At 65.2% G+C, this 19,786-nt stretch carries 19 protein-coding genes; 14 read left to right on the top strand and 5 right to left on the bottom strand.

Going from position 1 to position 19,786, the window contains the following annotated elements:
- The first annotated feature begins 160 nt into the window (after positions 1-160).
- Positions 161-1,480: an aspartate aminotransferase family protein gene (locus U5782_RS05650; RefSeq protein ID WP_322042839.1), complete on the top strand. Its 1,320-nt coding sequence runs from the start codon at positions 161-163 to the stop codon at positions 1,478-1,480.
- Positions 1,481-1,562: 82 nt separating this feature from the next.
- Here U5782_RS05650 and U5782_RS05655 read toward each other — a convergent pair whose 3' ends face one another.
- Positions 1,563-1,886: a rhodanese-like domain-containing protein gene (locus tag U5782_RS05655; RefSeq protein WP_322042840.1), complete on the bottom strand. Its 324-nt coding sequence runs from the start codon at positions 1,884-1,886 to the stop codon at positions 1,563-1,565.
- An 83-nt stretch (positions 1,887-1,969) separates the two neighbouring features.
- Positions 1,970-2,623, bottom strand: coding sequence for a protein-L-isoaspartate O-methyltransferase (locus U5782_RS05660; protein WP_322042841.1), 654 nt, complete (start codon positions 2,621-2,623; stop codon positions 1,970-1,972).
- A 300-nt stretch (positions 2,624-2,923) separates the two neighbouring features.
- On the opposite strand from U5782_RS05660, the gene U5782_RS05665 reads away from it, so the two are divergent.
- The 7 genes from U5782_RS05665 to U5782_RS05695 all read left to right on the top strand — a co-directional run bounded on the left by U5782_RS05665 (position 2,924) and on the right by U5782_RS05695 (position 10,494).
- Positions 2,924-4,006 (top strand): LacI family DNA-binding transcriptional regulator, encoded by a 1,083-nt coding sequence (locus U5782_RS05665; protein ID WP_322042842.1) that lies wholly within the window; start codon positions 2,924-2,926, stop codon positions 4,004-4,006.
- Between the two features lie 135 nt (positions 4,007-4,141).
- Positions 4,142-5,629, top strand: a complete 1,488-nt coding sequence (locus U5782_RS05670) for a sugar ABC transporter ATP-binding protein (RefSeq protein ID WP_322042843.1) — start codon at positions 4,142-4,144, stop codon at positions 5,627-5,629.
- Positions 5,610-6,635 (top strand): ABC transporter permease, encoded by a 1,026-nt coding sequence (locus tag U5782_RS05675; protein WP_322042844.1) that lies wholly within the window; start codon positions 5,610-5,612, stop codon positions 6,633-6,635. The genes U5782_RS05670 and U5782_RS05675 overlap by 20 nt, the downstream gene beginning before the upstream one ends.
- A 101-nt stretch (positions 6,636-6,736) precedes the next feature.
- A complete protein-coding gene (locus tag U5782_RS05680) occupies positions 6,737-7,705 on the top strand; it encodes a substrate-binding domain-containing protein (protein WP_322042845.1) in 969 nt (322 codons plus the stop codon).
- A 53-nt stretch (positions 7,706-7,758) separates the two neighbouring features.
- The gene (locus U5782_RS05685; protein WP_322042846.1) at positions 7,759-8,808 is read left to right on the top strand and encodes a sugar phosphate isomerase/epimerase; all 1,050 of its coding nucleotides are present in this window, start codon (positions 7,759-7,761) and stop codon (positions 8,806-8,808) included.
- Between the two features lie 36 nt (positions 8,809-8,844).
- Positions 8,845-9,987 (top strand): Gfo/Idh/MocA family oxidoreductase, encoded by a 1,143-nt coding sequence (locus U5782_RS05690; RefSeq protein ID WP_322042847.1) that lies wholly within the window; start codon positions 8,845-8,847, stop codon positions 9,985-9,987.
- A 156-nt stretch (positions 9,988-10,143) separates the two neighbouring features.
- Positions 10,144-10,494 (top strand): type II toxin-antitoxin system RelB/DinJ family antitoxin, encoded by a 351-nt coding sequence (locus U5782_RS05695; protein WP_322042848.1) that lies wholly within the window; start codon positions 10,144-10,146, stop codon positions 10,492-10,494.
- 79 nt (positions 10,495-10,573) lie between these two features.
- Here U5782_RS05695 and U5782_RS05700 read toward each other — a convergent pair whose 3' ends face one another.
- Both U5782_RS05700 and U5782_RS05705 read right to left on the bottom strand, forming a co-directional pair.
- On the bottom strand, positions 10,574-11,752 hold the full coding sequence (locus U5782_RS05700) for an ABC transporter substrate-binding protein (protein ID WP_322042849.1): 1,179 nt from the start codon (positions 11,750-11,752) through the stop codon (positions 10,574-10,576).
- Between the two features lie 129 nt (positions 11,753-11,881).
- Positions 11,882-12,823: a CysB family HTH-type transcriptional regulator gene (locus U5782_RS05705; protein ID WP_322042850.1), complete on the bottom strand. Its 942-nt coding sequence runs from the start codon at positions 12,821-12,823 to the stop codon at positions 11,882-11,884.
- A 225-nt stretch (positions 12,824-13,048) separates the two neighbouring features.
- On the opposite strand from U5782_RS05705, the gene U5782_RS05710 reads away from it, so the two are divergent.
- The 6 genes from U5782_RS05710 to cobA all read left to right on the top strand — a co-directional run bounded on the left by U5782_RS05710 (position 13,049) and on the right by cobA (position 19,286).
- Entirely contained in the window at positions 13,049-14,728 is a 1,680-nt protein-coding gene (locus U5782_RS05710; RefSeq protein ID WP_322042851.1) for a nitrite/sulfite reductase, read from the top strand.
- A 31-nt stretch (positions 14,729-14,759) separates the two neighbouring features.
- Positions 14,760-15,296, top strand: coding sequence for a DUF934 domain-containing protein (locus tag U5782_RS05715; RefSeq protein WP_322042852.1), 537 nt, complete (start codon positions 14,760-14,762; stop codon positions 15,294-15,296).
- Positions 15,293-16,072 (top strand): phosphoadenylyl-sulfate reductase, encoded by a 780-nt coding sequence (locus U5782_RS05720; RefSeq protein WP_322042853.1) that lies wholly within the window; start codon positions 15,293-15,295, stop codon positions 16,070-16,072. Before U5782_RS05715 ends, U5782_RS05720 begins: the two co-directional genes overlap by 4 nt.
- Positions 16,073-16,186: 114 nt before the next feature.
- Positions 16,187-17,149 (top strand): sulfate adenylyltransferase subunit CysD, encoded by a 963-nt coding sequence (gene cysD, locus U5782_RS05725; RefSeq protein WP_322042854.1) that lies wholly within the window; start codon positions 16,187-16,189, stop codon positions 17,147-17,149.
- A 24-nt stretch (positions 17,150-17,173) separates the two neighbouring features.
- On the top strand, positions 17,174-18,490 hold the full coding sequence (locus U5782_RS05730) for a sulfate adenylyltransferase subunit 1 (RefSeq protein WP_322042855.1): 1,317 nt from the start codon (positions 17,174-17,176) through the stop codon (positions 18,488-18,490).
- Between the two features lie 40 nt (positions 18,491-18,530).
- Positions 18,531-19,286, top strand: a complete 756-nt coding sequence (cobA, locus tag U5782_RS05735; RefSeq protein ID WP_322042856.1) for a uroporphyrinogen-III C-methyltransferase — start codon at positions 18,531-18,533, stop codon at positions 19,284-19,286.
- Between the two features lie 108 nt (positions 19,287-19,394).
- On the opposite strand, the gene U5782_RS05740 is transcribed toward cobA, so the two are convergent.
- A complete protein-coding gene (locus tag U5782_RS05740) occupies positions 19,395-19,778 on the bottom strand; it encodes a CbiX/SirB N-terminal domain-containing protein (RefSeq protein WP_322042857.1) in 384 nt (127 codons plus the stop codon).
- Positions 19,779-19,786 lie beyond the last annotated feature (8 nt).

The raw sequence follows: 19,786 nt of genomic DNA on the forward strand, positions 1-19,786 counted from the left end.
GTCCGCGCGACCGAAGTGCAGTCGCGCCGCATCGTTGTGCACGCGCGCTGGACTCTGCCTACACTGAATTTCTGAAGCACCGCGCGAAGTTCTTCAACTGACTCGTTGTCCGAAGCGAATGCCAATGAAGCGAACGGAAACGAAACGCAAGGAGATGCAGATGAATGCCAGCCTGCCCGATCTGTCCGCGTTCTGGATGCCCTTCACCGCGAACCGGCAGTTCAAGAGCGCGCCGCGCCTGCTCGTCAGCGCGAAGGGGATGTACTACACCTCGCACGACGGCCGGCAGATTCTCGACGGCACGGCGGGCCTCTGGTGCGTGAACGCGGGGCATGGCCGCGACGAGATCGTCGCCGCTGTGAAAGCGCAGGCCGAGGAAATGGACTTCGCGCCGACCTTTCAGATGGGCCACCCAAAGGCCTTCGAAGCCGCTGCGAAGATCGCGAAGCACACGCCCGGCGATCTCAAGCACATCTTCCTGACGAACTCCGGCTCGGAAGCCGTGGACACCGCGCTCAAGATCGCGCTGGCGTTCCATCGCGCGCGCGGCGAAGGGCAGCGCACGCGCTTCATCGGGCGCGAGCGCGGCTATCATGGCGTGGGCTTCGGCGGCATTTCGGTGGGCGGCATCGCGGCCAATCGCAAGATGTATTCGGGGCAATTGCTGCCCTCGGTCGATCATCTGCCGCACACGCTCAACATTCGCGAGGCCGGTTTTTCGAAGGGCCAGCCGGTGTGGGGCGCGCATCTCGCCGACGATCTGGAGCGGCTGTGCACGCTGCATGACGCCTCGACGATCGCCGCCGTGATCGTTGAGCCGGTGGCGGGCTCGACCGGCGTGCTGGTCCCGCCACAGGGCTATCTGCAGCGCCTGCGCGAGATCTGCGACAAGCACGACATCCTGCTGATCTTCGACGAGGTCATCACGGGCTGGGGGCGGTTGGGCGCGCCGTTCGCGGCCAATTACTTCGGCGTCACGCCCGACTTGCTGACGATGGCCAAAGGCACCAACAATGCGGCCGCGCCTATGGGCGCCGTGGCCGCGAGCGCGCGCATTCACGACCAGATCGTGGGCGGTGCGCCGGCCGGCATCGAGCTATTTCACGGCTATACGTATTCGGGCCATCCGATTGCCGCGGCCGCGACCTGCGCGACCATCGACCTGTACGAGCGCGAGGGCCTGTTCGGCCGCGCCGCGCAGATGGCGCCGATTTTCGAGCGTGAAATCCACAAGCTGCGCGGCGAGCCGCACGTGATCGACGCGCGCAATCTCGGCCTCGTGGGCGGGGTGGAACTGGAGCCGCGCGAAGGCGCGCCCGGCGCGCGCGCCTATGAGACCTTCGTGCGCTGCTATCAGAAGGGTGTGCTTATCCGTTATACGGGCGACATCCTGGCATTTTCGCCGCCCCTGATCGTGAACGAAAAGCAGATCGAGGAAATCTTCTCGACGGTCGCGCTGGTGCTTCGCGAAGTCGACTAGCGGCCTGGCTCGAGCCATGAAAAAAGGGCGCGGCCTGTGAGGCCGCGCCCTTTGCGCGTTGTGTATCCGCCGTAACGGTGGATCAGTACGTCGGCACCTTCGGATCGACCTGGCGCGACCAGGCGTCGATGCCGCCTTGCAGGTTGAACACCTTCGTGAAGCCACGCGACTCCAGGAACATCGCGACCTGGGCGCTGCGCGCGCCGTGATGGCAGATGCAGACGACTTCCGCTTCGTCGTCCAGTTCTTCGCTGCGCGCGGGGATTTGCGCCATCGGGATCGAGACGATGCCGTCGATCTTCGCCGTTTCGATTTCCCACGGCTCGCGCACGTCGAGCAGCACAGGTGCGGCGCGCGAGGAGTCGGCGAGCCATTCGGCGAGGGCGGGGGCGGTCAGGATCTGCATGAAAGACTCAATCTCGAAAGGGAATCAACTGGAACCAACAACAAACCGGGCACGCGGCCCGGTTACGATTGTAGAACGGTAATTTAGAACTTGAAGCGCGAAGGCTGCACCGCGTTTTCCAGGGCCTCGACCCAGGTTTCGAAGACGCTGGCGATGCGGTACTGCTTTTCGTCCATGCGCGTGATGATCTGCGCTTCCATGACCGGCGCGCTGCCGACGAAGGCGGCCAGACGGCCGCCCACCTTCAGTTGTTCGAGCAGTTCCTGCGGCACGACGGGCAGGCCGCCCGAGACGCAGATCACGTCGTAAGGCGCGTTCGCGGCCCAACCGAGCGCGCCGTCGCCTTGCACGACTTCGGCGTTCAGCACGCCGTTCTTGACGAAGTTCGCGCGTGCGAACTCGGCCAGCTCCGAGTCGATCTCGACCGTCACGACCTTCTGCGCACGGTGCGCGAGCAGTGCCGCCATGTAACCCGAACCCGCGCCGATTTCCAGCACGCTTTCGTGCTTTTTCACCGCGAGTTCCTGGAGCACGCGCGCTTCGACGCGCGGCGGCATCATGTGCTGGCCGTTGGGCAGCGGCACCTGGAGGTCGGCGAACGCCAGATCGGCATAGGCCGCGGGGACGAAATGCTCACGCTTGACGATCGAGAGCAGATTCAGCACGTCCTGGTCGAGCACCTCCCAGGGGCGGATCTGTTGTTCGATCATGTTGAAACGCGCTTGTTCGATGTTCATGGTGACTCGGCGTTATGGTTCTTTCGGATTCTGGGCAGGCGGCGCGGCGCTCGCGCGGCGGATCGGGATTTCGATCGGCCGCCGGTGCGGCGCTCCGCGACGCAGCAACGGCGGGCGGAAAACGGTGCCAGGCAACCGCGAGATTGTACCAAAGGGCTTTCGCGGCGCGCCTTGCCACCGGCAGGGGAAAACGCTCAGCCGCCAGGGCGGGATCGGTGTTTGTCCTGGCACGGCGCGCCTTGAAGTTTGGCCGATGACGAACCAAAAATGTAATCGATTACATTTTCAACGGGACCGTCGATGTCCGCCGAGCCGCAGTGCGAAGGGGAAAGCGCAGGCGTCAGCCCATCCGTGGCCGACGCCGCGCGCGGCGACTCGATTGCGGCGGTGGCGCGGCGCGTGGGCGTGTCGGTGGCGACGGTTTCGCGTGTGCTCAACGGCCACGCCAACGTGCGGCCCGCGACCCGCGAGCGTGTACTCGCCGAGATCGAGACCAGCGGTTACCGCGTCAACGAGCTCGCGCGCAACCTGCGCACGGCCGAAAGCCGCTTGCTGCTGACCATGGTGCCGGACTTCGGCAACCCGTTTTATGCCGAGATCGTGCGCGGCATCGACAGCGTCGCGCGTGCGCACGGTTATTTCATGCTGTTGTGCGACACCGGCGCGGATGCGGGCCGCGAGCGTGGCTACTTCGATCTGCTGCGCCGCCACCGCGCGGACGGCGCGATCTGCCTCGATCCGGCCACCGTGCAGCACGCCAACCAGACGAGCGCGGATGAGGCCGCCGCGCTGCCGTGGGTGGCCTGCTGCGAGTTCGATCCGGCGATGGGCGTGCCGTATGTGGGCATCGACAATTTCGCCGCCGCGCGCGACGCCGTGCGGCATCTGATCGCGCGCGGGCGGCGGCGCATCGGCCTGATCAATTCCGACGACCACTATCTGTACGCGCAGCAGCGTCGCGACGGCTATCTGGCCGCGCTCGCGGAAGCCGGCATCGAAGCGCGCGACGGCTGGCGCGTCAACGTGAACAGCCTCGATTACGACGCGGGCGCGCAGGGCGCCGCCGCGCTGATGCAGCGGCGGCGCGGCGCGAACGCGCCGGTGCCCGATGCGATCTTCGCGGTGTCGGACACGCTGGCGGTGGGCGTCGTCAACGGTTTGCGCGCCACGGGCTGGGCCGTGCCCGACGATGTCGCGGTGGTGGGCTTCGACGATATCGCGCTGGCCGCGCAGATCGACCCGCCGCTCACGACCATCGCGCAGCCGATGCGCGAACTCGGCGAGACCGCCGCGCGCCTGTTGCTGCGGCGTCTGGCCGAGCCGCAGGCGAGCGTGGCGGGTGTGTTGCTGCCGCATCGGCTGGTGGTGCGGCAAAGTGGGTGAACGACAGTTGTGACTGAATAAATAGCCGTGGAGACCAGCGAGGAACGGCGGGCGGAGCGTTGAAGACTCACGCGCCGCCCGTCGAAACCCGCCGAACAGCAGTATCCAGAAGTATTCGAGGAGGAGCGCACGCTCATGAGCGTCGCCGTGCGATTCAACGACATCCGTAAGGACTTCGGCCCCGTGCGCGTGCTGCACGGCGTGAGCTTCGAGCTTGCGCCGGGGCGCATCCACGGGCTGCTCGGCGAGAACGGCGCGGGCAAGTCCACGCTCATGAAGATTCTCGCGGGCTATGAGCAGGCGAGCGCGGGCGAGCTTGTCGTCGACGGGCGCGCCCGTGCGTTCGCGGGCTCGCGCGAAGCCGAGGCGGCCGGCATCGTGCTGATCCATCAGGAATTCAACCTGGCCGAACACCTGACGATCGCGCAGAACATTTTTCTGGGCCACGAGAAGAAGCGCGGCCTGTTTGTCGACGATGCCGTCATGCGCCGCGAGGCGCGCGCGCTGCTGGCCCAGGTGGGGCTGGAACGCCATCCCGATACGCGCGTGCGTGAGCTGATCGTCGCCGAAAAGCAGCTCGTCGAGATCGCCAAGGCGCTCTCGCGCCACGCGCGCCTGCTCATCATGGACGAGCCCACGGCCACCCTGACGCCCGCCGAAACCGCGCGCCTTTTCACGCTGATGACGAAGCTGCGCGCGGACGGCGTGACGATCGTCTATATCTCGCACAAGCTCGACGAAGTCGAGCGCATCACCGACGACGTGATCGTGATGCGCGACGGCCGCTTCGTCGCGGCTAGCGCGACCGCGGGCCTCGCGCGTCAGCAGATAGCGAACCTGATGGTGGGCCGCGACCTTTCCGACATGTTTCCCGACAAGCTGGAAGCGCCGCCCGACGCGCCCATTGCGTTGCGCGTGAGTAACCTCGCGGTGCCCGGCTGGGTGGACGATCTGAGCTTCGAGGTGCGGGCGGGCGAGATCCTGGGTTTCGCGGGTCTGGTGGGCGCGGGCCGTAGCGAGGCCTTCGAGGCGATCGTCGGGCTGCGCCGCCGCCGTGCGGGCACGATCGAGATCGAGGGACGCGAAGCGACGCTGCGTCATCCGCGCGACGCCATGCAACATGGCCTCACGTATCTGAGCGAGGACCGCAAGGGCCGGGGCCTGCACATGAACCTGAGCTTGCAGGACAACCTTACGCTCATGACGCTCGAACGCTATGGCAAGCCGCTGCTCGATCTCAAGGCGGGGCGCCGCGCGCTGGAGACGGCGGTGCGCGACTTCGGCATCCGCACTGGCGACCTTTCCAGCCGCGCGCGCATGCTCTCGGGCGGCAACCAGCAGAAGCTCGCGCTCGCCAAGTTTTTGCAGCCCGATCCGCGTGTGATCGTGCTCGACGAGCCCACGCGCGGCGTCGACATCGGCGCCAAGCGCGAGATCTATTTCCTGATCCAGCGCCTCGCGGCCTCCGGGCGCGCGGTGATCGTGATTTCGTCCGAGTTGATCGAACTGATCGGGCTCGCGCACCGGGTCGCGGTCATGCGCGCGGGGCGACTCGTCGCCACGCTCGGCCGTGAGCATCTGACCGAAGAGGAGTTGATCGCCCATGCAACCGGCACCCACTGAGGCCGCGCGCCCGCCTGGCCGCGCGCGGAGGATCGCTGCTTTCGCGCACCGGCTCGCGGGCGTGGGGCCGTTGCTCGGCCTCGTCGCGCTGTGCGTGCTCGGCACGCTGCTCAACCGCGACTTCGCCACTGTCGACAATCTGCTCAACGTGCTCACGCGGACCTCGTTCATCGGCATCATCGCCGTGGGGATGACCTTCGTGATCATCTCGGGTGGCATCGATCTGTCGGTTGGCTCGATGGCCGCGCTGATCGCGGGCGTGATGATCTGGACCATGAACACGCTCGCGGCGGGCGTGGGGGCGCATACCTTCGCGCCGCTTGCGATCGTCGCGCTGGGCATTGCCATTGCGCTCGTGCTGGGCGCGCTGTTCGGCCTCGCGCATGGCCTGCTCATCACGCGTGGGCGTATCGAGCCGTTCATCGTCACGCTGGGCACGCTCGGCATTTTCCGCTCGGTGCTCACGTGGCTCGCCGACGGCGGCGCGCTCACGCTCCAGAACAATCTCGCCGATCTCTACGGGCCGGTCTATTACGCGAGCCTCTTTGGCGTGCCGGTGCCCGTGTGGGTGTTCGCGCTGATGGCGGCGGGCGGCGCGCTCGTGCTCAATCGCACCGCGTTCGGGCGGCATGTGCAGGCGATCGGCTCGAACGAGCAGGTGGCGCGCTATGCCGCGATCCGTGTCGATCGCGTCAAGTGCGCGACCTACGTGCTGCTGGGCATGTGCGTGGGCGTGGCGACAGTGCTGTATGTGCCGCGGCTGGGCTCCGCGACACCGACCACGGGCCTGCTCTGGGAACTCGAAGCGATCGCCGCCGTGGTGGTGGGCGGCACGGCGCTCAAGGGCGGCGAAGGGCGCGTGGCGGGGACCGTGGTGGGGGCGATTCTGCTGTCGGTGATCGCGAATATTCTGAATCTCACCAGCATCATCAGCGTGTATCTGAATGCGGCGGTGCAGGGCGTCGCGATTATCGCCGTGGCCTTCCTGCAACGCGGCAGGCGCTAGTGTTTCGTTAAATCGTTCGGATGTCGAAGTAAATGAAGGTGCAAGGCGTACTCGCGGCAACGGGCGCACAGGCCCGCACAACAACCATTGGAGACGGCATCATGAAGAAGACGATTCAGGCGATGTGGGCAGGTGCGCTGGCGCTCGGCGTGAGCGCGATGCTGGGCGCGGCGCCCGCGCAGGCGCAGGAGAAAGTGACGCTGGGCGTGGCGATTCCCACGGCCGATCACGGCTTTACGGGCGGCATCGTCTGGTGGGCGAACGAGGCGAAGAAGGATCTGGAGAAAGCGCATCCGGATCTGAAGATCATCGTCAAGACCGCGGCGAACGCGCCCGATCAGGCCAACCAGTTGCAGGATCTCGTGACCGTCAACAAGATCAACGCGCTGGTGATCTTCCCATATGAATCGGCTTCGCTCACGCAGCCGGTTGCGCAGGTGAAGAAGAAGGGCGTCTACGTGACGGTGGTGGATCGCGGCCTCACCGACAAGAGCGCGCAGGACGCCTATGTGGCGGGCGACAACACGGCGTTCGGCAAGATTCCCGCCGAATATCTGGCGAAGCAGTTGAACGGCAAGGGCGACATCGTCGCGCTGCGCGGCATTCCGACGACGCTCGACAACGAGCGCTGGAACGCGTTTACGGGCGTGATCAAACAGTACCCCGGCATGAAGATCCTCGATGCGAAGTACGCGAACTGGAACCGCGACGACGCCTTCAAGACGATGCAGGACTTTCTCACGCGCTTCAAGCATATCGACGCCGTCTGGGCCGCCGACGACGACATGGCCGTGGGCGTGCTCAAGGCCATCGACCAGGCCAAACGCACCGACATCAAGATCGTGTTCGGCGGCGCGGGCTCGAAGGACATGGTCAAGCGCGTGATGGACGGCGATCCGCTCATCCAGGCCGACGTCTCCTATTCGCCGAAGTTCATCTACGACGCGATCAAGCTCACGGCCGAGGCGCGTCTCGCGGGTAAGGCTTTGCCGGCGACGACGATCATTCCCTCGGTGCTCATCACGAAGGAAAACGCGAAACAGTTCTACTTCCCGGACTCGCCGTTCTGATCGTTCGGATGGCCAGGAATAAGAACTCAGGCGAGGAAAAAGGGAAAAAGGCGATGAAAACCATCAAGGGTCCCGCGATCTTTCTCGCCCAGTTCCTGGGCGACGACGCGCCGTTCGATAGCTTCGCGCATATGGTGGAGTGGGCCGCGCAACTGGGCTACAAGGGCATTCAGGTGCCCACCGACGCGCGGCTCGTCGATCTCGAACTGGCCGCGTCGAGCGTGGCGTATTGCGACGATCTGCGCCAATGCGCCGACGATGCGGGCGTGGCGATCACCGAATTGTCGACGCATCTGCAAGGTCAGCTGGTGGCCGTGCATCCCGCCTACGATGCGCTCTTCGACGGCTTTGCCGCGCCGCACGTGCGCGGCAACCGCGAGGCGCGCACGGCGTGGGCCGTCGAGCAGCTGATGCTGGCGGCGCGGGCATCGAAGAATCTGGGGCTGGCCGCGCACGTGACGTTTTCGGGCGCGCTTGCGTGGCCGTATCTGTACCCCTGGCCGCAGCGGCCGGCCGGGCTTGTCGAAGCGGCCTTCGACGAGCTTGCCCGGCGCTGGCGGCCCATCCTCGATGCCTTCGATACCGCGGGCGTGGACGTCTGCTACGAACTGCATCCGGGCGAGGACCTGCACGACGGCGTGACCTTCGAGCGCTTTCTCGCGGCGGTGGATGAGCACCCACGCGCCAACATCCTCTATGACCCGAGCCACTTCGTGCTGCAACAGCTCGACTATCTCGCGTTCATCGACTTCTATCACGCGCGCATCAAGGCGTTTCATGTGAAGGATGCGGAGTTCAGGCCGACCGGCAAGCAGGGCGTGTACGGCGGCTATAGCGACTGGGTCGAGCGCGCGGGGCGCTTCCGTTCGCTTGGCGATGGGCAGATCGACTTCGGTGCGATCTTCTCGAAGCTCACGCAGTACGACTACCCGGGCTGGGCCGTGCTCGAATGGGAGTGCGCGCTCAAGCACCCGCACGACGGCGCACGCGAGGGCGCCGAGTTCATCAAGCGGCATCTCATCCGAGTGGCCGCGCATGCGTTCGACGACTTCGCGGGCAGCGGCGTCGATGCGGCGGCGCTCAAGGGCGTGCTGGGAATGTGAGTGCTGGTCACGTTTGCTGACAAGGAGCCATTGAAGATGGCGGCGAAACTCAGGCTGGGCATGGTCGGCGGCGGCGAAGGCGCGTTTATCGGCGCGGTGCATCGGATCGCGGCGCGTCTCGACGATTGTTTCGAACTGGTCGCGGGAGCGCTTTCATCGGATGCACCGCGTGCGCAGGCGAGCGCTCACGCCATTGGCCTCGCGCGCAGTTACGTCGACTGGCGCGAGATGGCCCGCGTAGAGGGCGAGCGCGAAGACGGTATCGATGCGGTGGCGATCGTCACGCCCAATCATCTGCATGCGCCTGTCGCTCATGCGTTCATGGATGCGGGCATCCACGTGATCTGCGACAAGCCGCTCGCGGTGTCTCTGTCGCAAGGCGAAGCGCTCGCGCAGCACGCGCGCGATGCGGGGCTCGTGTTCGCGCTTACGCATACCTATTCGGGCTATCCGCTAGTCCGGCATGCGCGCGAAATGGTGGTGGCGCGGGAATTGGGCGACGTGCGTGTCATACAGGTGGAGTACGCGCAGGACTGGCTTGCTACGCCGGTCGAGCATGATGGTGCGAATCGCCAGGCGAACTGGCGTACTGACCCCGCGCAAGCCGGCCCGGCGGGTTGTCTCGGCGATATCGGCACGCACGCGTATCAACTGGCGGCGTTCGTGAGCGGTATGGAGCCGGTGTCGCTCGCGGCGGAAATGCACACCTTCGTGGCCGGCCGGCGCGTGGACGATCATGTTCAGGCGATGCTGCGCTACGCGAACGGCGCGCGTGGCATGTTGTGGGCGAGCCAGGTGGCGAGCGGGGCGGAAAACGCGTTGCGTTTGCGGGTGTACGGCACGAAGGCGGGGCTTACCTTCGATCAGGAAGCACCGAATGAACTGTGGTTCACGCCTCAAGGCGGCGAGGCGCAGCGTCTCACACGCGGCCGCGTGACGGGCGAGGCCGCGCGCCATGCGACGCGCGTGCCGCCAGGGCACCCCGAAGGCTATCTGGAGGCATTCGCGCAACTCTATCGCGACGCGGCCGCGCAGATTCGCGCGCGCGAGGCCGGGCAACCCGCGCCGCGCGAAAGCCTGTTGCTGACCACTGTCGATGACGGCGTGGCGGGTTTGCGCTTCATCGAGGCCGTGTTGGCGAGCAGCGCGGCGGATGGTGCGTGGCGCGCCATCCGCTGAAGCGTCGAGCAGGATTAGCCATTCGGATGAATTCCGCGTAGCACGCCGGACAGCGAAACTTGAAGCGTCTTTAACCTGCTTCAAGGAACGCGCATGTCTAGTGTCATACAGATGAATTTCAATGCAGCTTCGACCATCACGCGAAGGAGTTGGGGGATGAGCGCAAGCGCATTGGTACAGGTCCGCATCGATCCGGCGTTGAAAGAGCGCGCATCGGCGGTGCTCGACAAGATGGGGCTCACCGTGTCGGACGCGGTGCGCATCCTGCTCACGCGTATCGCGAACGAAGGGGCATTGCCGTTCGATTTCGCGGTCGATCCGGCCACCCACGACGCCTGGTTCCGCGCCAAGGTGCGCGAGGCGCTCGAGGATCCGCGGCCCGCCATCGGGGCTGACGAGGTGGAGGCGCATTTCGCGAAGCGGCGCGCGGCGGCGGGCAGCGGGGCGCTTGCCCGGGACGCTGGCGAAGCGCCGGACGGCGCCGCCATACGGAAGCGTAAAAGTTGAGGCTCGAATGGTCGCCAACTCGCGTGGGTCTCGCGCGATTCACCAGCGCCAGACCCACGGCCGTGTCTTTGCGGGCCCTTTATTGCCCCAGATAAACGAACTTGCCGCCGCGTATCGTGCCCATCACGCTCGCACGCTGATCCAGGCCCACGTGGTCTTTCTCGCTGGTATTGACCATGCCGTTGGGCACGACCACCTCGTGCGCGTGCTCGAGTTCGCTGCGCAGCGCGACGCGGAACGCTTCCGTGCCAGGCTGCGCGGTCTTGAGCGCGCGCCCGACCGCATCCTGAAGGCGCGGGTACACGCCTGCCGCGTCGCCCGCGAACTGCGTGACCGTGCCCGGGCCGTACTTCGCCTCGTAGGTGTCCACGAAGGCGAGCGCCGCTTTCTGCGCCGGTTGATCGGCAGGCAGCGTGCGCGCGACCACCACGGGCTGGGTGGGGAACAGCGTGCCCTCTACGTCCTTGCCGCCGAGCTTGATGAACTCGGGTGTGGCGATGCCATGGGTCTGGTAGATCGCGCCCTTGTAGCCGCGCTCGACCAGCGTGCGCTGCGGCAGCACCGTCGGCGTGCCTGCGCCCGCGATCAGCACCGCGTCGGGTTTCGCTGAGATCAGCTTGAGGATCTGGCCCGTCACGCTCGCGTCGGTGCGATTGAAGCGCTCGGTCGCCACGATCTGGATGTTGCGTTCTTTCGCGAACTTCGTGAATTCGTTGAGCCAACTGTCGCCGTAGCTATCTGCGAAGCCGATGAAGCCCACCGTCTTGATGCCGTGCGCGGCCATGTAGCGCGTCATCACGTCGGCCATCGCGGCGTCGGTCTGCGCCATCTTGAAGGCCCAGACGCGCGCGCCTTGCTGCGGCTCGACCACGGAGCCCGAGCCGACCAGCGTGATCATCGGCGTCTTGCCTTCGGCTACGGGGTCGAGCGCCGCCAGCGCTGCGGGCGTGATGTTCGGCCCGACGATCACGTCGACGTGGTCTTCGTTGATGAGCTTGTGGATATTGCGCACGGCTGCGCCCGGATCGGAGCCGTCGTCGAGCACGATGTAATCCGCCTTCTGCCCGGCGATGGTCGGGGGCCACATCAGCATGGCGTTCTTGCTCGTGATGCCGATGGCGGCGGCGGGCCCTGTGCTCGACAGGTCGATGCCCACCTTCAGGTCGGCGTGCGCGGCCGGGGAGAACGCGGCCAGCACCAGGGCGGCGGCCGCGGCAAGCGGGGGCAGGGACGAACTCAGACGCAGATACGACTTCATGCAACGGTCTCCAGGATGAAGAAGGCGAGAAGTGAAGCGGTGAGACGGCGCGCGGCGGAACATCATGAAACGCGCGCTATGTAGTTAGCGGGTGCCCGGGTCTTTCCGCCCGGTGCGCCCCGTGAAGCATCAAAGCTCGTAAGACTCGTGTTCGCCCTTGAGCGCCTGCTCGATCAGCTTGCGGTTCAGGCTCGGCGAGAGCAGCTCGACCAGCGTATACACATAGCTGCGCAGATACGCGCCCTGCTTGAGCGCCACGCGCGTGACATTGCTGCCGAACAGATGGCCGACCGGCAAGGCGCGCAAGTGGCGGTCGCGCTCGGCGTTGAAGGCGATATCGGCCATGATCCCCACGCCGAGACCCAGTTCCACATAGGTCTTGATCACGTCCGCGTCGATGGCTTCGAGCACGATGTCGGGCGACAGGCCGCGCAGGCGGAACGCCTCGTTGATCTTGCTGCGGCCCGCGAACGCGTTGTCATAGGTGATCAGCGGATATTGGGCCAGATCGTCGAGCGAGAGCGGCTTGCGCTCGAGCAGCGGGTGATCGGGCAGCATCACGGCCACGTGGTGCCAGTTGAAGCAGGGCAGCGACACCAGTTCCTTATAATTCGAGATCGCCTCGGTCGCGATCGCCAGATCCGCCTGGTCGTGCAGGACCATCTCCGCGACCTGCGTGGGGCTGCCTTGCAGAATCGAAAGGTGAACCTTCGGAAAGCGTCGTTTGAACTCCGCAATGGCCGCGGGCAGCGAGTAGCGCGCCTGGGTGTGCGTGGCGGCAATGACCAGGTTGCCCTGATCCTGTGCCGCATAGTCCTTGCCGACCCGCTTGAGGCTCTCCACTTCCTGGAGGATGCGCTCCACGGAGGCCAGGATGATGCGGCCCGGCTCCGTGAGCGAGCGCACACGCTTGCCGTGGCGGGTGAAGATTTCGACCCCTAATTCGTCTTCCAGCTCGATGATCGCCTTCGAGACGCCCGGCTGGCTTGTATACAGTGCCTTGGCCGCTTCCGTGAGATTGAAGTTCTGGCGCACGGCCTCTCGAACGAAGCGGAACTGGTGCAGGTTCATATATAACCCCTTGGCATATCAACCTGATTTTTAGATCGTTTGAAATATAAGGCGAGTTTATTACCATTTCCCCAACTTTTCCAATATGGATATCTGTTTTGGTCATTAGCAAATGACCGGCGAGTTGAAGGCGCCGGCCTGAGCAGGACCAGAACTGGCTAAGTCGAAGTCGGAGAACGTGGCGTAACCGGAACGCCGCGATTGATACAACCCTGGGGTCCCCGAATGTACCAATACGATCAGTACGACCAGACCATCGTCGACGAACGCGTCGCGCAATACAGCGATCAGGTTCGCCGCCGCCTGTCGGGCGAATTGAGCGAAGAAGAGTTTCGTCCGCTGCGTCTGCAGAACGGCCTGTACTACCAGCGCCACGCCTACATGCTGCGTGTCGCGATTCCGTACGGCAATCTGCGTAGCGACCAGTTGCGCATGCTCGGCCAGATCGCGCGCGAGCATGACCGTCAATACGGCCACTTCTCGACGCGCTCGAACATCCAGTACAACTGGATCCAGCTCGAAGAAACGCCTGAGATCCTGGCCAAGCTCGCGTCCGTCCAGATGCACGGCATCCAGACGTCGGGCAACTGCATCCGCAACATCACCGCCGACCAGTTCGCGGGCGTGACGCCCGACGAAGTCGTCGATCCGCGCCCGTGGGCCGAGATCATGCGTCAATGGTCGACGTTCCACCCCGAATTCGCGTGGCTGCCGCGCAAGTTCAAGATCGCCGTCTCGGGTTCGAAGGAAGACCGCGCCGCGGTGCAGATCCACGATCTGGGCGTGTACCTCGACCGTAACGAGCAGGGCGAAGTGGTCGCCAGCATCCTCGCGGGTGGTGGTCTGGGCCGCACGCCGATCATCGGCGCGATCATCAAGCGCGACCTGCCGTGGCAGCATCTGCTGACCTACTGCGAAGCCGTGCTGCGTGTGTACAACCGCTACGGCCGCCGCGACAACCTCTACAAGGCGCGTATCAAGATTCTCGTGAAGGCGCTCTCGCCCGAGAAGTTCGCGCAGCAAGTGGAAGAAGAGTGGCAGCACCTGAAGGACGGCCCCTCGACGCTCACGCAAGAAGAGGTCGATCGCGTCTCGCAGTATTTCGTGCCGCCGGCTTACGAAAAGCTCGCCGACACCGACACGTCGTTCGAGAAGCATCTGCTGGAAAACCGCGCCTTCGCGCGCTGGGTCGAGCGCAACACGCGCCCGCACCGCGTGCCGGGTTACACGTCGGTCACGATCTCGCTCAAGCCGCGCGACATCGCGCCGGGCGACGCCACCGATGTGCAGATGGAAGCCGTGGCCGACTGGGCGGAAGAGTACTCGTTTGCCCAGATCCGCGTCTCGCACGAGCAGAACCTGATTCTCGCGGACGTCAAGAAGCGCGACCTGTTCGCGCTGTGGGAAAAGGCCAAGGCGCAAGGTTTCGCGACCGCAAACATCGGCCTCTTGACCGACATCATCGCGTGCCCGGGCGGCGACTTCTGCTCGCTCGCGAATGCGAAGTCGATCCCCATCGCGCTGGCGATCCAGGAGCGTTTCGAGAACCTCGATTTCGTCTACGACCTGGGCGACCTGTCGTTCAACATCTCGGGCTGCATGAACTCGTGCGGTCACCATCACGTCGGCAACATCGGCGTGCTGGGCGTGGATAAGGACGGCTCGGAGTGGTATCAGGTCTCGCTCGGCGGCGAGCAGGGCAACGGCGCCAACGGCGCACGCCTTGGCCGCGTGATCGGCCCGTCGTTCTCGGCGGAAGAGATGCCCGACGTGGTGCAGAAGGTGATCGACACGTTCGTCGAAAACCGCATCGACGGCGAGCGTTTCATCGACACGTACGACCGCATCGGCATGGCCCCGTTCAAGGAGCGCGTGTACGCATCGCGCCAACCGGCCCACGCCTGATTCGCCCGCAACGAGATACGAGACTTAAGCAATGGCATTGATCATCAAAAATCGCGAGATCGTTGAAGACAACTGGCAAGTCGTGCGCGCCGCCGAAGACGGCGTGCTGCCGGATGTGGCGGCGCTGCCCGCGGGCAAGGTGCTGGTTCCGTTCGCGTACTTCCAGGCCAACCGCGAGGCGCTCGTCGCCGCGCGCGGCAAGGACGAGCTGGGCGTGTGGCTCGCGCCGGACAGCGAACCGGCCGATGTGGTCGCCGACTTCGACAAGATCGCGCTAATCGCGATCGACTTCCCGGTGTTCCGCGATGGCCGCGGCTATTCGATCGCGCGTCTGCTGCGCGAGCGTTATGGCTACAAGGGCGAAATTCGTGCGATCGGCGACGTGCTGCGCGACCAGCTGCGCTTCTACGAGCGTTGCGGTTTCGACGCCTACGCGCTGCGCGCCGACAAGGACATCAACGACGCGCTGAAGGCCTTCACCGAGTTCACGGTGCAATACCAGGGCGCGTTCGACGAGCCGTCGCCGCTCTTTCGCCGCAAGGCGGGGCAACGAGGCGTAGCAGCATGACCACCGCCGCCAGCGAAATCACCGCTGACCTGCAAGCGAAGATCGAGCGCCTGGATGCGCTGCTCGATTCGATCGCCGCGCGTCACGCCGAGGTGAAGCTAGCCAGCAGCCTTGCCGCGGAAGACATGCTGTTGACCCACGCGATTCTTTCGCGTGGCGTGAAGATCGGCATCTTCTCGCTCAACACCGGCCGCCTGCACGCGGAAACCGTCGGCATGATCGACACGGTGCGCGAGCGTTACGGCTACGAGATCGAGCAGTTCCGTCCGCAGCAGGATGCAATCGATGAATACGTCACGCAGCATGGGCTGAACGCGTTCTACGAGAGCGTCGATCTGCGCAAGCGCTGCTGCGAGATCCGCAAGGTCGAGCCGCTCAATCGCGCGCTGTCGGGCGTGTCGGCATGGGTCACGGGCCAGCGCCGCGAGCAGTCGGTCACGCGTGCGGAGCTGCACGAGGAAGAACGCGACGAAGCCCGCAACATCGACAAGTTCAATCCGCTCGCGGACTGGACCGAAGCCGATGTATGGGCCTATCTGGGCGCCTTCGACGTGCCGGTGAACCCGCTGCATGCGCGCGGCTACCCGAGCATCGGTTGCGAGCCGTGTACGCGTGCGATCCGTCCGGGCGAGGACAGCCGCGCGGGCCGCTGGTGGTGGGAGTCGCGCGACACGAAGGAATGCGGACTGCACATCACGTCGGTTTCCGCGATTCCGGTGGTCGAGGCCGCTGCGGACGTATCGCCGCTGGTTTCGCCGATCGGCCGCGCCAGCTAAGATTGAAGTTTTCGCGCCGTTTTCGATGTTGTAGCGAACGGCAGCGAAGTCGAATACAGAGTAACGCGCCTTGATTCCCCGGAACGGGGCGCGATCAGACGAAGGATTCCGAACATGAGCACGACGCTCGACTCCGCAGTGAATGCGCCGCTTCAGGTCACGGCGAACCGCATGGACCATCTCGACTGGCTCGAAGCCGAGTCGATCCACATCCTGCGCGAACTCGTTGCCGAGTGCAGCAAGCCCGCGCTGCTGTTCTCGGGTGGCAAGGACTCGGTGGTCGTGCTCGCGCTCGCATTGAAGGCGTTTGGTCTCGGCGCGAACCGCAAGACCTCGCTGCCGTTCCCGCTCGTGCACATCGACACGGGCCACAACTACGAAGAAGTGATCGACTTCCGCGACCGCCGTGCTGCCGAAATCGGCGCGGAACTCGTGGTCGGTCACGTCGAAGATTCGATCAAGAAGGGCACGGTGCGCCTGCGCCGCGAAACCGATTCGCGCAATGCCGCGCAAGCGGTCACGCTGCTCGAAACCATCGAAGAATACGGCTACACGGCGATGATCGGCGGTGCGCGCCGCGACGAAGAGAAGGCCCGCGCGAAAGAGCGCATCTTCTCGTTCCGCGACGAATTCGGCCAGTGGGACCCGAAGGCACAGCGCCCGGAACTCTGGAGCCTGTACAACGCACGCCTGCACAACGGCGAGCACCTGCGCGTGTTCCCGATCTCGAACTGGACCGAACTCGACGTGTGGCAATACATCGAGCGCGAAAAGCTCGAACTGCCGTCGATCTACTACGCGCACCAGCGCGAGATCGTGCGCCGCAATGGCCTGCTCGTGCCGGTCACGCCGCTCACGCCGATGAAGGAAGGCGAAGTCAGCGAAATGGCGCAGGTGCGTTTCCGCACGGTTGGCGACATCAGCTGCACCTGCCCGGTGGCAAGCGATGCCGACAACATCGAGAAGATCATCGCCGAGACGGCCGTGACCGAAATCACGGAACGCGGCGCCACGCGCATGGACGACCAGGCGTCGGAAGCCGCGATGGAACAGCGCAAGAAGCAAGGTTATTTCTAAAAGCACGCAGAGGAAAGATTAGACATGGTTACGACGCATCAACCTGAAGACCTCGGCGTGCTGCGCTTCATCACGGCCGGCAGCGTGGACGACGGCAAGAGCACGCTGATCGGCCGCCTGCTGTACGACAGCAAGGCAGTCTTGAGCGACCAGCTTTCGGCGCTCTCGCGGGCGAAGAACAAGCGCACCGTCGGCGACGAAATCGACCTGTCGCTGCTCACGGACGGCCTCGAAGCCGAGCGCGAGCAGGGCATCACGATCGACGTGGCGTACCGCTACTTCGCTACGGCCAAGCGCAAGTTCATCATTGCCGATACCCCGGGCCACGAGCAGTACACGCGCAACATGGTCACGGGCGCGTCCACCGCGCACGCAGCCATCATCCTGATCGACCCCACGCGCGTGACGGTCGAAAACGGCGTCACGCAACTGCTGCCGCAAACCAAGCGCCATAGCGCGATCGTCAAGCTGCTCGGTCTGCAACACGTGATCGTCGCGATCAACAAGATGGATCTGGTCGAATACAGCGAAGCGACCTTCAACCTGATCCGCGAAGCCTATGTCGAACTCGCGCGTCAGCTTGGCCTGAACAACGTGCGTTTCGTGCCGGTGTCGGCGCTCAAGGGCGACAACATCGTCACGCTGAGCGAGCGCATGCCCTGGTACGCGGGCGAGCCGCTGCTCGACCTGCTCGAGCAACTGCCCGTGGCGCAGGCAACGGGCGAGGCGCTGCGCTTCCCGGTGCAATGGGTCGCCCGTCAGGACGGTTCGAGCGCCGACGACTTCCGCGGCTACATGGGCCGTGTCGAAGCGGGCGAAGTGAAGGTTGGCGACGCCATCACGGTGCTGCCGGCAGGTCGCGCGGCCACGGTTGCCGAGATCATCGCGCCGGTGCCGGGCGGCACGGCGCAGGTCGATCGCGCCTTCGCGGGTCAGACCGTCACGATCCGCCTGACCGAAGACGTCGACGTCTCGCGCGGCGACACCTTCGTGCCGGCGGCCGACGACACGCAACCGGCCAAGAAGCTCGAAGCGGACCTCTGCTGGTTCGACGAAGAGCCGCTTTCGACGCAGCGCAAGTACCTGCTCAAGCAGACCACCAGCACGGTGTTCGCGAAGATCGGCGCGATCAAGGAAGTGCTCGACGTGCATACGCTGTCGCACGCCGTGGATCGCCAGAACCTCGCCATGAACGACATCGGCCGCGTCTCGCTCACGCTGCAAAAGCCGCTGGTCGCGGACCTGTATGATGTGCATCCCGGCACCGGCGCGTTCGTTCTCATCGACGAGGCGACGCATCACACGGTGGCGGCGGGCATGATCCGCGCACTTACGGCTTGAGCATCCAGGCCTGAGTCCGGTCGATACAGGGTTGGTAAATATGGGCAAGGTTTATCTGATCGGCGCCGGACCGGGCGCCGCGGATCTCATCACGGTGCGCGGCGCGCGTCTGCTCGGGCAGGCGCAGGTCGTGCTGCACGACGCGCTCGTCGAGCCGGCGATGCTCGACTACGCGCCGCAAGACGCGAAGTTCATCGCGGTCGGCAAGCGTTGCGGACAGCGTTCGACGGCGCAGCAGTTCATCAACAAGCAGTTGGTGGACGCGGCGCGCGAGCATGACCTCGTGGTGCGTCTGAAGGGCGGCGATCCGATGCTGTTCGGTCGCGCCGACGAGGAAATGCGCGCGCTCGAAGCCGCGGGCATCGAGTATGAAATCGTGCCGGGCATCACGGCGGCGCTCGCCAGCGCTGCCACGCTGCAACGCTCGCTCACGCTGCGCGGCGTCTCGCGCAGCGTCGCGCTCGCCACGTATTCGCGCGCGGCGGGCAGCGAGGAAATCCGCGAGCACGTGAATGCGGACTCGCTCGTGTTCTATATGGGCCGCGACAGCGCGCCCGATATCGCGCGCCAGCTGATCGAAGCGGGCCGCGCGGGCACGATGCCGGTGGCCATCGTCGAGGCTTGCAGCACGGCGCGCGAACGCACGCTCACGCTCACGCTGGCGGGTCTCGCGGCGGGCGAGGCTCAGGACTGGCTCGATGCGGCGCAGCCGAGCCTGCTGATGATTGGCGAGGCGTTTGCCGAGCGGGCAGGGCAGCAGGCCGATGTAGCGGACGATCGACTCGCCGCGGCATAAGGATCAAGAAAGGATCAAGACGGGGGAAGTTGTACCGCCAGAAAACAGAAGGGCCGCTGAAAAGCGGCCCTTTTGCGTTATGTGCGTGGGTTCGTGCAGGCTACGTGCTCACGTTTGCTGCGTCAGACAATACTGCACGATCGCGTCGAGCACGCCATCGTCCTCGCCTACCGCCGTCGCACAGTCGATCTTCACGTTGGGATGCGCGGCCTGGCACTGCGCGATGAGCGCAGGCAGATCGCGGCGGATATGACCGCCCTGGCCGAAGAACACGGGCACCACGGTGATGGCCGTGCAGCCTTGAGCGGCCTGCGCGGCGATGGCGTCGGGCAGGCTCGGCTCCATCAGTTCGAGGAACGCGAGATCGACCGGCCCCGCATTGCCGCGCGCGGCGGTCAGCTTGCCCGCGAGGCGCATGAACGGCTCTTTCCAGCGCGCATCGCGCGCGCCGTGGCCGAAGAGGATCATGCCGTGCGTGCCGGGGGTAAGCATCGTCGTCG

The organism is Paraburkholderia sp. J67, from assembly GCF_905220265.1.
In the GTDB taxonomy this organism is placed as follows: Bacteria; Pseudomonadota; Gammaproteobacteria; order Burkholderiales; family Burkholderiaceae; genus Paraburkholderia.

What these genes read in the sequence shown, in the direction of transcription:
- U5782_RS05690 (WP_322042847.1), top strand. Translation starts at nt 8,845, where the DNA reads ATGGCGGCGAAACTCAGGCTGGGCATGGTCGGCGGCGGCGAAGGCGCG.
- U5782_RS05680 (WP_322042845.1), top strand. Translation starts at nt 6,737, where the DNA reads ATGAAGAAGACGATTCAGGCGATGTGGGCAGGTGCGCTGGCGCTCGGC.
- U5782_RS05740 (WP_322042857.1), bottom strand. Translation starts at nt 19,778, where the DNA reads ATGCTTACCCCCGGCACGCACGGCATGATCCTCTTCGGCCACGGCGCG.
- U5782_RS05660 (WP_322042841.1), bottom strand. Translation starts at nt 2,623, where the DNA reads ATGAACATCGAACAAGCGCGTTTCAACATGATCGAACAACAGATCCGC.
- U5782_RS05670 (WP_322042843.1), top strand. Translation starts at nt 4,142, where the DNA reads ATGAGCGTCGCCGTGCGATTCAACGACATCCGTAAGGACTTCGGCCCC.
- U5782_RS05655 (WP_322042840.1), bottom strand. Translation starts at nt 1,886, where the DNA reads ATGCAGATCCTGACCGCCCCCGCCCTCGCCGAATGGCTCGCCGACTCC.
- U5782_RS05650 (WP_322042839.1), top strand. Translation starts at nt 161, where the DNA reads ATGAATGCCAGCCTGCCCGATCTGTCCGCGTTCTGGATGCCCTTCACC.
- U5782_RS05700 (WP_322042849.1), bottom strand. Translation starts at nt 11,752, where the DNA reads ATGAAGTCGTATCTGCGTCTGAGTTCGTCCCTGCCCCCGCTTGCCGCG.
- U5782_RS05710 (WP_322042851.1), top strand. Translation starts at nt 13,049, where the DNA reads ATGTACCAATACGATCAGTACGACCAGACCATCGTCGACGAACGCGTC.
- U5782_RS05685 (WP_322042846.1), top strand. Translation starts at nt 7,759, where the DNA reads ATGAAAACCATCAAGGGTCCCGCGATCTTTCTCGCCCAGTTCCTGGGC.
- U5782_RS05705 (WP_322042850.1), bottom strand. Translation starts at nt 12,823, where the DNA reads ATGAACCTGCACCAGTTCCGCTTCGTTCGAGAGGCCGTGCGCCAGAAC.
- U5782_RS05665 (WP_322042842.1), top strand. Translation starts at nt 2,924, where the DNA reads ATGTCCGCCGAGCCGCAGTGCGAAGGGGAAAGCGCAGGCGTCAGCCCA.
- cobA (WP_322042856.1), top strand. Translation starts at nt 18,531, where the DNA reads ATGGGCAAGGTTTATCTGATCGGCGCCGGACCGGGCGCCGCGGATCTC.
- U5782_RS05715 (WP_322042852.1), top strand. Translation starts at nt 14,760, where the DNA reads ATGGCATTGATCATCAAAAATCGCGAGATCGTTGAAGACAACTGGCAA.
- U5782_RS05695 (WP_322042848.1), top strand. Translation starts at nt 10,144, where the DNA reads ATGAGCGCAAGCGCATTGGTACAGGTCCGCATCGATCCGGCGTTGAAA.
- U5782_RS05730 (WP_322042855.1), top strand. Translation starts at nt 17,174, where the DNA reads ATGGTTACGACGCATCAACCTGAAGACCTCGGCGTGCTGCGCTTCATC.
- U5782_RS05720 (WP_322042853.1), top strand. Translation starts at nt 15,293, where the DNA reads ATGACCACCGCCGCCAGCGAAATCACCGCTGACCTGCAAGCGAAGATC.
- cysD (WP_322042854.1), top strand. Translation starts at nt 16,187, where the DNA reads ATGAGCACGACGCTCGACTCCGCAGTGAATGCGCCGCTTCAGGTCACG.
- U5782_RS05675 (WP_322042844.1), top strand. Translation starts at nt 5,610, where the DNA reads ATGCAACCGGCACCCACTGAGGCCGCGCGCCCGCCTGGCCGCGCGCGG.